Origin of the sequence: Actinomadura sp. RB99 (assembly GCF_014706005.1) — a bacterium.
Classification (GTDB): Bacteria; Actinomycetota; Actinomycetes; order Streptosporangiales; family Streptosporangiaceae; genus Spirillospora.
This window is the reverse complement of record NZ_JABMCA010000009.1, coordinates 78,974-92,625: the sequence shown is the minus strand read 5'-3', so window position 1 is coordinate 92,625 and position 13,652 is coordinate 78,974. Positions and strand designations below refer to the sequence as shown.

Genomic DNA, 13,652 nt, shown 5'->3' with positions numbered 1-13,652 from the left:
CGCCGTTCGAGGGGGGACGACCTCCCACGCCCCCCGATCGACTGCGTCGGCATCAGTTCCTCTCGAGGGGGGACGACCCCCCACACCCCCCGATCGACTGCGTCGGCATCAGTGACTGCGTTTCAACATCGCGTCGGACAGGGCGTCCGCCGCCTCGCCGAGGCGGCGGCCGACCGCGTCGAGCCGGGCGAGCAGCTCCCGGCCGCGCAGGACGTCGGTGCCGAGCGGTCCGGCGAACAGGCGGGCCAGCTCGGCCTGCCGGGTCTCCCGGACGCGGTTGCGGGCCTTGCGCGCGCCCAGCGCCGCGAGGGTGACGGCGGCGGGCTCGGCGAGGACCTTCCGGACGGCGCCGTCGAGGGCGGTCAGCCCGTCGAGGACGGCGTCCAGCGGTGCGAGGGTGAAGTCGAGGTCCGGCGGGCCGAACAGGTCGGCCTCCCGGACGAAGTCGCGGAGGTTGTCCAGGACGTCGTCGACGGACCGGGACAGCCGGTAGAGGTCCTCCCGGTCGATGGGGGTGGCGAGGACGCCGTGCAGCATCGCGGCGAGCGCGGCGCGCTCGGCGTCGCCGGCGTGCTCGATCTCGGCCATCCGGGCGCGGGCGTCGGCGGGCGGGGTGCGCCCGGCGGCCATGGCGCGGGCCAGCTCGGCGCCGTCGCGGACGGCGCGGATCTGCCGACCGACCTGGTCGATCACCCGTGTCCCGGAGCGGCCGCGCAGGTCGTCCCAGACGAGCCGGAAGCGGCGCGCGGGCCGCACCGCGGCGCTCACAGCGCCCTCGCGGCGAGGCCGCCGGCGGCGCCGGCGGCGAACGCCAGCGGCAGCGTGAACAGCCAGGCCGCGCCGATGCCGAGGACGTTCTGCCAGCGCACCCGGGACGCGCCCTCGCTGGCGGCGACGCCGACGACCCCGGCGGTCACCGACTGGGTCATGCTGACCGGCGCGCCGGCGAGGGAGCTGGCCGTCACCGACGCCGCTGCCGCCGCCTCGGTGGACACGACGTGCAGCGGGCGGGCGAGGACGAGGCCGCGGCCGAGCCGCTCTCCGACGCGGTGCACGGCGCTGAGCGCGCCGGCGCAGAACACGACGGCGATCAGCAGCAGCATCAGCGGGGCGGGCTGGACGGGGCCGACGGCGCCGAGCCGCCGGGTCGTCACGACCTGGCGGGCGACGCTGACGACGGCGAGCATCTTCTGCCCGTCGTTGGCGGCGTAGGCGGCGCACTGCGCGCCGTAGGCGAGGACGTGGGCGGTGCGGACGGCTCGCGGCATGCCGGTGAACGACGGGACGCGCCGCGACGCGAGCCCGAGGCCGTAGCCGACGGCGGTCCCGACGAGCGGCGCCGCCGCCCCGATGAGCAGGACGGTGGCGAGGCCGTCCCACGACACGCGCAGGCCCATGCCGAGGCAGGCGCCGCCGATGCCGCCGAGGATCGCGAGGGTCAGGCTGGTCGGCAGCCCCTTGCGGGACAGGAGCCCGACGACGCCGAGCGCGACGGTCACGCCGAGCAGGAACGCGACCGCGCCGTGGGGGTCGCCGAGGTCGGCGAGCCGCTCGGTGAAGGTCCGCGCGACGGCGGTGCCGACGAGCTGGGGGACGAGCACCAGCGGCAGCAGGACGAGCAGCATCAGCAGCGGCGCGGGCGAGCGGGGGTAGCGGCCGCTCAGCCCGAGCAGCGCGCCGCCGTCGTTGACGCCGGTCACCCAGACGAAGGCGAGGGCGACGGCGCCGAACGCGATGGCCCAGATCATCGCAGCTCCGCGGGCCGGACGCGGCGTTCCTCGTGCAGCGACACCGTGGCGGCCTCGGCGATGAGCAGCGCCTCCAGGGCCTCGTCGACGGTGCACGGGCTGTCCGCGTGGCCCCGCGCCATGTCTAGGAACGTTCCAATCTCGCTCGCGTAGGCGGGCTCGAACCGGTCCCAGAAGTTGGTCCACGCGTCCCCGGACGGCCAGTCGACGCCCGGCTCGGCCGACCGCAGCGCGGCCCGCTCGTCCAGCCCGACCACCCACGTCCCGGCGGTGCCGGACAGCTCCATCCGGACGTCGTAGCCCGCGCCGTTGTAGCGGGACCCCTGCATCGTCGCGATCGTCCCGTCGTCCAGCACCAGGACGGCGGCGCTGGTGTCGACGTCCCGGGCGTCCGCGAAGTAGCCGTCGCCGCGGTTGGCGCCGACCGCCGTCACCGACTCGACCTCGCGGCCGGTGACCCAGCGCAGGATGTCGAAGTCGTGGATGTGGCAGTCCCGGAAGATGCCGCCGGACGTGCGGACGTACTCGGCGGGCGGCGGCGCCGGGTCGGCGGTCACGAGGTGCACGCGGTGCAGGTCGCCGAGCCGGCCGTCCAGCACCGCCTGGCGGGCGGCGGCGTACCCGGCGTCGAAGCGGCGCTGGAAGCCGATGTGCACCGGCACCCCGGTCTTGGCGACGCGGTCGCGCACCTCCAGCGTGGTGCGCAGGTCGGGGGCGACGGGCTTCTCGCAGAACGCCGGCACGCCGGCCTCGCAGGCCCGGACGAGCAGGTCGGCGTGGGTCGAGGTGGGCGTCGCGATCAGCACCGCGTCCGGGCGGGCGGCGAGCACCGCGCCGGGGTCGGCGGCGCGGGCGCCGAGCGGGCCGGCGAGGGCCTCGGCCCGGCGCGGGTCGGCGTCGCCGATCACCAGCTCCGCGACCGCCGGATGACCGCTCAGGAACCGGGCGTGCCACGCCCCGATCCGTCCCGCGCCCAAGAGTCCGACCCGCATGGTGTGCCTCCAATGGCCCGGTCGAGGGGATGACGCGTCATCTGGAGTTCAGAGAGTGTTCACCCTCTGTTCACCTTTTCGTCATCTGTGTGGCTTGGGGCACATTTGTATCCGCAGCGGGAGAGCCCGTCAATACTTTGTTCTTACATATGGACGTACTGACGTGACGTCATGGACGCGGTGCGGGCCGTTCGCCGAGGCCGCGGGCGGTGCCCCGGCCGGGCCGCCACCGGGATCTTGACTGCGGTTGCGGAGCGGGTTACCGTCCGCGACGGGTTCACACGCCGACCCAGGCGGTGCGGAGGCCACGCGATGAGGCATGCGATCCGGCCGGCCGGCGAAGACGCGACGGGCATCGTCCCACCTGCGCGTCCTCCGGCGACAGACGGGGAACGGCTTCAGCGCGTCCGCGGCGCTCCCGCGCCGAGCAGGGAGAGCGTGCTGGCCGACGTGCGCGCCCATCTGGCCGGGGGCGGCGGCGCGCTGCTCGTCGGCCCCACCGGGATCGGCAAGTCCACGCTCGTGTCCACCCTCGCCGACGAGTACGCCGCGGCCGGGCACCGGGTCTTCGCGTGCTGCCCCGCCGAGACCGAGCGCCACCTGCCGTTCCTCGGCCTCATCGACCTGGTCGCGCAGGGCGCCGACGAGGTCGTCGACCGGCTGCCCGAGCCGGAGCGGCGCGCTCTGCGGTCCGCGCTGCTGCTCCACGACGTCCCGATCGGCGAGCGCGACCTGCTGAGCCTGCGGCTCGGCGTGCTGCACACGCTGCGGATGCTCTGCGCCGACCGGCCCGGGCTCGTCCTCGTCGACGACGCGCAGTGGCTGGACCAGCCGACCGGCGAGCTGCTCGCGTTCGTCGCCCGGCGGGCCGGGCGGCTGGCGCCGCCGCTGCGGATGGTCGCCTCCGTCCGGGCGTCGTTCGGCGACCCGCGGCGGTCCGGCGGGCAGTGGCGGGACGCGGCCGGGCTGTGCCCGAAGCCGGTGCTGACGGTGAAGGTGCCGCCGATGTCGGCGGCGGAGCTGGCGGCGCTGCTGGCGGACCGGTTCGGCCGGTACTGGCCACGGTCGCAGGTGGCCCGCATCCACCGGGTGAGCGGCGGGAACCCGTTCTTCGCCGTGGAGCTGGCGCGCAGCGCGGTGGAGAGCGGCGCGCTGGAGGACGGCGGCCCGCCGGGCGGCGCCCTGCCGATCCCGCAGAGCCTGTCGGTGCTGATCCAGAAGCGGGTGGGCGCGCTGCCCCGGGCCACCCGCGAGACGCTGCTGATGGCGAGCGCGGCGAGCCGCCCGTCGGTCGAGCTGCTGCGCCGGGCCGGCGGCGCGGACCTCGCGGAGGCCGAGCGGCAGGGCATCGTCGACGTGGACGCCGGCGGCCAGATCCGGTTCACGCATCCGCTGCTGTCGGCCGTCATCTACGCCGAGGCGGAGGCCGGCGACCGGAAGGCGGTGCACGCGTCGCTGGCGCAGGCCGTCCGCGACCCGGTGGAGCGGGCGCTGCACATGGCGAAGCTGACGTCGGGGCGGGACCGGCGCATCGCCGGGACGCTGGAGGACGCCGCCGCCGTGGCGCGCCGCCGCGGCGGCCTGTCGACGGCGGCGCACCTCGGCGAGCTGGCCGCCGACCACACCCCCGAGTCCGAGCGGGACGCCGAGGTCGGCCGGCGGCTGCGGGCGGCGGAGGACGCCGTCGCCGCGGGCGACTACCCGCTGGCGCGGCGGCTGGCGCACCTGGTGCTGGAGGCGTCCGCGCTCCCGCGCGACCGGGTGCGCGCCTGGATGGTCGTGATGGACTCCTCCGGCCAGGCGCTGGCCGAGGTGGAGGAGGTCTTCCCGCGCGCGATGGAGGACGCCCGGGGCGAGCCCGAGCTGCTCGCGCCGCTGCACTACCGGCTGAGCTGGCGGGCGTGGATGGTGCTGGGCTCGGCGGAGGCGGCGCTCCAGCACGCGCGCCGCTCCGCCGAGCTGGCCGCCGTCGCCGGGGACCGGGCGACGGAGCTGCTCGCGCTGACCAAGCAGGCGAACATCGAGTTCTTCCTCGGCCGCCCGGAGGGCGAGCGGACGCTGCGCCGGGCGCTCGCCGACCCGCAGGAGCCGCAGGTCATGTGGCACCACAACGGGCCCATCTACCTCAAGCACCGGCACCACCTGCTGCACGACCGGCTGCAGGAGGCCCGCAACGAGCTGCGCACGCTGATCTACGGCGTCCGCCAGCGCGGCGTCGTCGAGAGCCTGTGCCTGAGCCAGTTCTGCATGAGCCAGGTGGAGATCCACCGGGGCCGCTGCCGGCAGGCGCTGAGCCTCGCCCGGCAGAGCCTGGACCTCGCGGAGGACTCCGGGCTGAGCCAGGGGCCGTCCTGGTACTCGCTGGCGCTCGCGGAGGCGGCGGGCGGCGACCTCGAACGGGCGCTGACCGCGGCGGAGCAGGCGCTCCAGCACAGCGAGACCGACGGCGACCTGCTGTTCCTGCCGCGCGCGCTGCACGCCGAGGCGCAGGTGCGGCTGCGGCTCGGCGACGCCGCCGCCGCGGTGCGGATCCTGCAGCGGGTCCGGCTGATGGAGACGTCGCAGGGGCTCGGGGACCCGGCGGTCCGCCGCTGGCACGCCGACCTCGCCGACGCCCTCGTCGCCGTCGGCCGCACGAAGGACGCGGCGGACGTGCTGTCCGAGGCGAGGGCGCAGGCGACGCGGCTCGGGCGGCGCAGCGTCCTGGCGGTGCTGGAGCGCTCGTCCGCGCTGGTCCGCGCGGCGGAGGGCGACCGCGAGGGCGCGCTGGACGGGCTCGTCCGCGCGGTCGAGCTGTCGCAGGCGCTCCCGTACCGGCTGGAGGAGGGACGTGCCTGGCTGGAGTTGGGCGCGTTCCGCGCGCACACGGGAGACGTGGAGGCGGGACGCGCCGACCTGCTGCGTGCCCGGACCATCTTCGCCCGTGCGCAGGCCCGGCCCTGGCTGGAGCGTGTCCAGGACGAGCTACGGGACATCGAGCACGGCAGGCACCGGCACGGCGACTCGGAGCACGCCGGTCCCGGCAACGGCGCCCGCGGCGCGCCGGAGCGCGGCGGGCACGGGCACGGGTCCGGCGAGGCCGGCGGCCGGGGCGCGGGCGCCCACCCGCTGGACGTCCTCACCGACATCGAGCGCGAGGTGGCCGTCCTGGTCGCCGAGGGCGCGACCAACCGGGAGATCGCGTCCCGGCTCTTCCTCAGCGTGAAGACCGTCGAGGCGGCCCTCACCCGGACGTTCCGCAAGCTGGGCGTCCGCTCCCGGGTGGACGTCGCACGGGTCGCGGTGTCCGGCCGCTGACCTGCGCTTTCGCTGAGCTCATGGGGTTCGCCGGAGGGGCGTGCCCGCAGGCATAGGGATATCCCTACGCCTTCGCCGTGAGGCTTCTGCAAACGCTCACGTGTCCACAGACTCGCGCTTGTCCGTGATGCCCGACTTGAACCGAATCACACAGTGTCGGAATCGCACAGAAGGGAGCGGATGCCGCGGCCTCCGGACGCGTCCCCCCCCGTCACCACGGGATTACCCGCTTCAGTGGTGAAAGGACAACCACCCCCATGTCCCAACGGACAATCGCGATCGCCTCATCGGCGGCCGCGCTGATCGCCCTCACCGGCGTCGCGGTCGCACCGCAGGCCGCGGCGACCCCGCGGCCGACCCCCAAGGCCAAGACCCAGCCCGCCGGCCCGGACGCCTTCTCCAAGGCCGACTTCACGCTGAACCCCGCACCGTCCACGCGCGACAAGGCCGTCAAGAACGCGCGGAAGGCCCTCGACGCCCACGGCGCGCGCGCTCACCGCGCGAGCGGCCAGGCGTTCAAGGTCCGCACCGTCGCCGTCAGCCGCGACGGCGCCGCCGACGTCCGCTTCGACCGGACCTACAAGGGGCTCCCCGTCTACGGCGGCGACCTCATCGTCCACCTCAAGCCCAACGGCTCCTACCGGACGCTGGAGACCGCGTCCGCCACCTCCGGTGCCATCGGCACCACGCCCGCCATCAGCTCCCAGAACGCCGCCGCGCTCGCCCGGCAGCAGCTCAAGGGCACCGTCTCGGCGGTCTCCGCGCCCAAGCTGGCGATCAGGATGGACGGCCGGTCGGCCACGCTGGTCTGGGAGACCGTCGTGTCCGGCGTCAAGGCCGACCAGACGCCGAGCCGGCTGCACGTCATGGTCGACGCCCGCAAGGGCCGCGTCGTCCAGAGCAGCGACCAGATCGACACCATCGCTCCCGCCGGCGCCCGCGCCGCCGCCCCCGCCGCTCCCGCGGCCCCGCGGACGGCGCTGACCACCGGCTCAGGCCACGGCATCTACGTCGGGACGGTCAACATCGACCTGACGCAGTCCGGCAGCACGTGGACGATGAAGGACCCGTCCCACGGCAACGGCTACACCACCAACCTCAACCACGCCACGTCCGGCACCGGCACCACCTTCAGCAACACCACCGGCACGTTCGGCAACGGCTCCAACAGCGACCCCGCCTCCGCCGGCGTCGACGCCCACTACGGCGCCGCGATGACCTACGACTACTACAAGAACGTCCAGGGCCGCAGCGGCATCTTCGGCGACGGCCGCGGCGTCCCGTCCCGCACCCACTACGGCAACGCCTACGTCAACGCGTTCTGGGACGGCACCCAGATGACCTACGGCGACGGCCAGAGCAACGCCCGGCCGCTCGTCGAGCTCGACGTCGCCGGCCACGAGATGAGCCACGGCGTCAGCGGCGCCCTCACCGGCTGGGAGGAGAACGGCGAGACCGGTGGGATGAACGAGGGCACCAGCGACATCTTCGGGACGATGGTGGAGTTCTACGCCAACAACCCGGTCGACACGCCCGACTACACCATGGGCGAGCTGATCAACATCAACGGCGACAACCAGCCCCTGCGCTGGATGTACAACCCGTCGCTCGACGGCAACTCGCCCAACTGCTACAGCAGCAACAACGGCAGCCTGGACCCGCACTACTCGCTCGGCCCGCTCACCCACTGGTTCTTCCTCGCCGCCGTCGGCAGCGGGGACCACGGCTACGGCAACAGCCCGACCTGCAACAGCTCCACGGTCACGGGCATCGGCAACGACAAGGCCGCCAAGATCTGGTACAAGGCCCTGGCGTCCTACGCCAACAGCAACGAGAACTACGCGCAGGCCCGCACCGACTCGCTGAAGGCCGCGGCCGACCTGTACGGCACCCACTGCACCGAGTACAACACCATCAACGCCGCGTGGGCGGCGGTCAGCGTCACCGGCAGCGACCCCGTCCCGGGCACCTGCCCCGGGCAGGGCGGCGGCCCCACGGTCACCAGCCCCGGCGACCAGACCAGCACCGTCGGCCAGGCCGTGAGCGTGCAGATCAAGGCCAGTGACCCCAACGGGCAGGCACTGACCTACAGCGCGACCGGGCTCCCGGCCGGGCTGACGATCAACGCGAGCACCGGCGTGATCTCCGGCACCCCGACCACCGCGGGCACCAGCACCGTCACGGTCACCGCCAAGAACACCTCCGGCCAGACCGGCACGGCCACCTTCACCTGGACGGTCAACCCGGTCGGCGGCGGCACCTGCTCCTCGCCCGGCAACAAGGTGTCCAACGGCGGGTTCGAGAGCGGCACCTCGCCGTGGACCACCACGTCGGGGGTCGTCTCGGCCAACGGCAGCGGTGAGAGCGCCCACTCCGGCACGCACTTCGCCTGGCTCAACGGCTACGGGCAGTCCCACACGGACTCGGCCACACAGTCGGTGACGATCCCGGCGAATTGCAAGGCCACCCTCACCTACTACCTGCACATCGACACCGACGAGTCGCCCGGCACGGCCTACGACAAGCTCACCGTCAAGGCCAACGGCACGACCGTCGCGTCCTACTCCAACCTCGACGCCAACTCGGGCTACGCGCAGAAGAGCATCGACCTGTCCGCCTACGCGGGCCAGACCGTCACGCTCTCCTTCTCCGGCACGGAGGACGCCTACCTCCAGACGAGCTTCGTCCTTGACGACGTGGCCCTGAACGCCGGCTGACGCCCCCTCCCTCACCCCGCTCTGTCGCCGGCCCCCACCGCTGGGGGGCCGGCGACAGTCATGAGCAAGGAGAATCCATGAACAGCAGACTGCTGGCCGCCGCCACCGCCGTGGCGGCCGCGGCGGCCGGCCTGGCCGCGGCGGTCGCCCCCGCGCACGCGGCCCCGCCCGCGCACGCCGCCCTGCCCGGAACCACCATCACCGACTGCTCCGCCGCCCAGGTCGTCTCCAACGGCGGGTTCGAGAGCGGCACCTCGCCGTGGACGACCACGTCCGGGGTCGTCTCGGCCAACGGCAGCGGTGAGACCGCCCACTCCGGCACCCACTTCGCCTGGCTCGACGGCTACGGCTCGACCCACACCGACACCGCATCCCAGTCGGTGACGCTGCCCGCCGGCTGCACGGCGACCCTGTCGTTCTACCTGCATGTCGACACCGACGAGTCGCCCGGCACCGCCTACGACAAGCTCACCGTGAAGATGGGCGGCGACACCGTCGCCACCTACTCCAACCTCGACGCGAACTCCGGCTACGTGAAGAAGAGCATCGACGCGTCCGCCTACGCGGGCAAGACGGTCACGCTCTCCTTCTCCGGGACGGAGGACTCCGGCGCGCAGACCAGCTTCGTCCTCGACGACGTCGCCCTCGACGTCTCCGGCGGCGGCACGACGCCCCCGCCCACGGGCGACGGCACCCGCACCCCCGACTCGCAGTCCTACACCGTCAACCTCACCAGCGACGCGTCCGGCGCCAACTGGCAGGGCCACGAGTCGGTCGCGTTCACCAACACCGACTCCGCCCCGCTGTCGGAGGTCTACCTGCGGCTGTGGGACAACGCCCACGGCACCTGCCCGTCCAACACCCCCATCACCGTCACCAACGTCACCGGCGGCACCGCCTCCGCCCTCACGGTCGGCTGCACCGCGATGAAGGTGACGCTGCCGAGCCCGCTGGCGAAGGGGCAGAGCGCCACCGTCGCGTTCGACCTCGCCATCGCGGTGCCGTCCGGCGCCGACCGGTTCGGGCACGACGGGGCGTACAACTTCCTCGGCAACGCGCTGCCCGTCCTCGCCGTCCACGACGGCGACGGCTGGCACCTCGACCCGTACACCAACAACGGCGAGTCGTTCTACGGCCTGGCGAGCGACTACAAGGTGACGCTCGACCACCCGACCTCGCTGTCCGTCCCCGCGACGGGCACGTCCGTCGACACCCCCGGCTCGTCCGGCCGGACGGTCACGACCGCGACCGCGTCGCACGTCCGCGAGTTCGCCTGGGGCGCCGGCCCGTTCTCCAAGCTCTCCGCCACCTCGCCGAACGGCGTCAAGGTGAACATGTACTGGGTGAGCGGCATCAGCCAGTCCAGCGCCCAGCAGATGCTGTCGCTCGCGACCAGCGCGATCGACGCCCACTCCGGCCGCTTCGGCGCCTACCCGTACGGTGAGGTCGACGCGATCCTCGACAACAACTTCTGGTTCGGCGGCATGGAGTACCCGGGCTTCGTCCTCGACCTGGTCAGCACCGTGGCGCTGCCGCACGAGCTGGCGCACCAGTGGTGGTACGGGATCGTCGGCGACGACGAGTACAACCATCCGTGGCTGGACGAGGCGTTCGCCGACTACGCGACCGACCTGTACCGCGGGATCAGCGGCGCGGGCTGCTGGAACAGCGTGTCGTGGGCGTCGTCCGACGAGAAGATCACCAACTCGATGGCGTACTGGGACGCGCACTCGTCCCGCTACTCCACCGTCGTCTACGACTACGGCAAGTGCGCCCTGCACGACCTGCAGCGCGTGATCGGTGACTCCGCCATGGCGAACCTGCTCAAGACCTACGCCGCAGGCCACTGGTACGGCATCTCCACGACCGCCGAGTTCAAGAAGGCCGCCCAGGCGGCCACCACCACCGACCTCACGTCCTTCTGGACCCAACACCGCATCGAAGGCTGACCTTCTCGCGAGGCGCACGGCGGGCGACACCCCCGCCGTGCGCCTCCGCGTCCTGGCCCCGGTCGCCCCGCGGTCGATGCCCGGCCGCTTCGCGGCGCCGCAGGCTGGTGGCGCTCTGCGTGGGTTCGTGGAGGGGTGACGGAAGGCAGGTGTGGACACGCCGGCTGTGTCAGGCGAAGGAGAAGTGCGCGGCGGCTTCGGCGGGAGTGACCGCTTGGCGGCGTCCGGGGACGTCGTGGACGCTGGTCGCGCCCTCGGCGCGGAGCTGGTCGGCACCGGCGTCCCGGGCCATGATGACGGCGTAGTCACGGATGTCCGCGGCGGAGAGGTCCGTGCGGCCTCGCTCGGTGTACTGCCGGAGGAGGTCGGTGACGTCCGGGTCGAATCGCAGCATGGTCACCGGGGCGTTGAAGCGCCTGGCGATGGCGATGAGCCGTGCGCGTGCCCGCGGCGTGACGTTCGTCGACTCGGCGACCGCGCTGTGCCCGGCGGCGAGCCTGGCGACGATCCTGCGGTCGCGTTCCTCGAAGATCCGTGCGTCCGCCGCGTCGGATTCCGCTTGTGCGGGTGAGGCGCCGAAAAGCTCCGCGCGGATCTCGTCGCTGGACACCACGGCGTCCGCGTCGATCTGCCCGCGCGCGATCAGTGCCTGAACGAAGCTGGTCTTGCCCGAGGCCGGTGGGCCGACGAGGACGACGAGTCCCACCGGCACCCGGATGACGGGCGCGAGACCGTTGAGGCGGAGGTCACCTGCGCAGTCGAGGGCTTCCTCGGGGGAGCCGGCGGGCAGTCCGCGCAGGTGGTGCTGCATCGGTTCCGGGGGGTTCTCGGGCACGCGCCCATTCTGCCGGGTGCGGCGGCGGCCGCCCGTCCCCGGAGATCGGGGGGTTGACGGGGCTTGCCCGTCGTGCGATAACAGCGTTACTGACCAAAAACGTTGTTATCGAGGACGGTATGGCGTCGAGCGCGTACGAACTGGCCCAGCGGCAGGGGGACGAGGCGATCCGCACATCGCTGCTGGACGCCGCCAGCCGCCTGCTGGCCGAAGAGGGACCGGGGGCGCTGGCGCTGCGCCGGATCGCCGCCGACGTCGGCTGCTCCACGACCGTCCTGTACCGGATGTTCGAGAGCAAGGCGGGGCTGATCGAAGCCCTGTACGTGGAGGCGTTCGAGCGGTTCCGGCGGCGGCTCGCGGCGGTGCCGGAGCGGTCCGACCCGCTGGAGCACCTCATCGACCTGGGACGCGCCTACCGGGACAACGCCCTCGCCGAGCGCAACTACTACCGGTTGATGTTCGGCGAGCCCATCCCCGGCTTCCGGCCGAGCGACGAGGCCCTGGTCCAGGCCGCGGAGACCTTCACGATCCTGCAGGACGCCGTGGCCGGCTGCGCCGCCGCCGGTCTGCTGACCGGCGGCGATCCGCGCCATGTCGCCGCGTCGCTCTGGGCCGCCATCCACGGCGTGGTCAGCCTCGAACTCGCCGGCCACCTCCCCGCCGACGCCGCCGAGGTCTTCGAGGCCACCCTCCTCGCCATGGGAGCCGGCCTGTTCCGCACCCCTTCCGCACCCGAGAGACGAGGCCCCTGATGCCCAGCCCGTTCCTGGAAGGCCCCTACGCCCCCGTCACCGAGGAGACCACCGCCCACGACGTGCCCGTCACCGGGCGCGTCCCCGCCGAGCTCAACGGCCGCTACCTGCGCATCGGCCCGAACCCGCTCGGGCTGGAGGACCCCGAGTCCTACCACTGGTTCCTCGGCGACGGCATGGTCCACGGCGTGCGGCTGCGCGACGGCCGCGCCGAGTGGTACCGCAACCGCTGGGTGCGGTCCCGGCGGGTGGCCGCCGGGCTCGGCGAGCAGTGGCCGGAGGGGCCGGTCTTCGACGACTTCGACTTCGCCCCGAACACCAACGTGATCGGGCACGCGGGCCGCACGTTCGCGCTGATCGAGGGCGGGTTCCGGCCGTACGAGCTGGGCCACGACCTCACCACCCTCGGCCCTTGCGACTTCGGCGGCACCCTCAAGGGCGGTTACACCGCGCACACCAAGAAGGACCCCGCCACCGGCGAGCTCCACGCGATCGCCTACTACTTCGGCTGGGAGCACCTCCAGTACACGGTGCTGAGCGCCACCGGGCTCGTCACCCGCTCGGTGGAGATCCCCGTCTCCGACGGTCCGATGGTGCACGACCTGGCGCTCACGGAGAAGTACGTGATCGTCTACGACCTGCCCGTCACGTTCTCCATGCCGCTGGCCGCCGAGGGCGCCACCCTCCCCTACGCCTGGAACGAGGCGCACCCGGCGAGGATCGGGCTGCTGCCCCGCACCGCCGACGCGTCCGACGTGCGGTGGATCGACGTCGAGCCGTGCTGGGTGTTCCACACCATGAACGCCTACGACGACGGCGACCGGATCGTGCTCGACCTGGCGAAGTTCCCCAGCTTCCTGCGGGACGGCCGCCTGGAGGGCAACCCGCCGCCGGTCCTGGACCGCTGGACCATCGACCCGGCCGCCGGGACCGTCGCGCAGCGGACCCTCGACGACCGCGCCCAGGAGTTCCCCCGCGTCGACGAGCGGCTGACGTCCCGGCCGCACCGCTACGGCTACACCGTCGCCTCGGAGTCGTCGCCCGGCGAGCTCGTCGGCGACGGCCTCCTCAAGCACGACTTCCGGACCGGACGTACCGACATCCGCCGTTTCCCCGCGGACGCGGTGGTCGGCGAGGCCGTCTTCGTCCCGTCCGCGGCCGACGCCGCCGAGGACGACGGCTACCTGATGGTCCTCGCCTACGACACCGACCGCGCCGCCACCGACCTCGTCATCCTCTCCGCGCAGGACTTCACCGGCTCGCCGGTCGCAGTCGTGCACCTCCCCGTCCGCGTCCCGCCCGGCTTCCACGGCAACTGGCTCCCCGACCGCTGACCCGCCGCGCCGACGGGATCGGCGGGCG

Annotated in this window: 9 protein-coding genes; 5 read left to right on the top strand and 4 right to left on the bottom strand. The window is 73.4% G+C overall.

The window, feature by feature from the left end:
- Positions 1-108: 108 nt before the first annotated feature.
- From amrb99_RS11340 to amrb99_RS11330, 3 genes are read right to left on the bottom strand one after another with little or no spacing between them, the layout of a single operon-like run.
- Entirely contained in the window at positions 109-768 is a 660-nt protein-coding gene (locus amrb99_RS11340; RefSeq protein WP_206699910.1) for a DUF47 family protein, read from the bottom strand.
- Positions 765-1,748: an inorganic phosphate transporter gene (locus amrb99_RS11335; protein WP_190855690.1), complete on the bottom strand. Its 984-nt coding sequence runs from the start codon at positions 1,746-1,748 to the stop codon at positions 765-767. Before amrb99_RS11335 ends, amrb99_RS11340 begins: the two co-directional genes overlap by 4 nt.
- Positions 1,745-2,740: a Gfo/Idh/MocA family oxidoreductase gene (locus amrb99_RS11330; protein WP_190855688.1), complete on the bottom strand. Its 996-nt coding sequence runs from the start codon at positions 2,738-2,740 to the stop codon at positions 1,745-1,747. The genes amrb99_RS11335 and amrb99_RS11330 overlap by 4 nt, the downstream gene beginning before the upstream one ends.
- 438 nt (positions 2,741-3,178) lie before the next feature.
- On the opposite strand from amrb99_RS11330, the gene amrb99_RS11325 reads away from it, so the two are divergent.
- From amrb99_RS11325 to amrb99_RS11315, 3 genes are all read left to right on the top strand, one after another.
- Positions 3,179-6,037: a LuxR family transcriptional regulator gene (locus amrb99_RS11325; protein ID WP_190855686.1), complete on the top strand. Its 2,859-nt coding sequence runs from the start codon at positions 3,179-3,181 to the stop codon at positions 6,035-6,037.
- A gap of 257 nt (positions 6,038-6,294) precedes the next feature.
- Positions 6,295-8,754 carry a M4 family metallopeptidase gene (locus amrb99_RS11320; RefSeq protein ID WP_190855684.1) on the top strand — a complete coding sequence of 820 codons (2,460 nt, stop codon included), beginning with the start codon at positions 6,295-6,297 and terminating at the stop codon, positions 8,752-8,754.
- Between the two features lie 77 nt (positions 8,755-8,831).
- Positions 8,832-10,703, top strand: coding sequence for a M1 family metallopeptidase (locus tag amrb99_RS11315; RefSeq protein ID WP_190855682.1), 1,872 nt, complete (start codon positions 8,832-8,834; stop codon positions 10,701-10,703).
- 169 nt (positions 10,704-10,872) lie between these two features.
- Here the strand turns inward: amrb99_RS11315 and amrb99_RS11310 are convergent, their stop codons facing one another.
- A complete protein-coding gene (locus amrb99_RS11310) occupies positions 10,873-11,538 on the bottom strand; it encodes an ATP-binding protein (protein ID WP_206699909.1) in 666 nt (221 codons plus the stop codon).
- 119 nt (positions 11,539-11,657) lie between these two features.
- On the opposite strand from amrb99_RS11310, the gene amrb99_RS11305 reads away from it, so the two are divergent.
- Both amrb99_RS11305 and amrb99_RS11300 read left to right on the top strand, forming a co-directional pair.
- Positions 11,658-12,290 (top strand): TetR/AcrR family transcriptional regulator, encoded by a 633-nt coding sequence (locus tag amrb99_RS11305; RefSeq protein WP_190855680.1) that lies wholly within the window; start codon positions 11,658-11,660, stop codon positions 12,288-12,290.
- Positions 12,290-13,624 (top strand): carotenoid oxygenase family protein, encoded by a 1,335-nt coding sequence (locus amrb99_RS11300; protein ID WP_190855678.1) that lies wholly within the window; start codon positions 12,290-12,292, stop codon positions 13,622-13,624. Before amrb99_RS11305 ends, amrb99_RS11300 begins: the two co-directional genes overlap by 1 nt.
- Positions 13,625-13,652 lie beyond the last annotated feature (28 nt).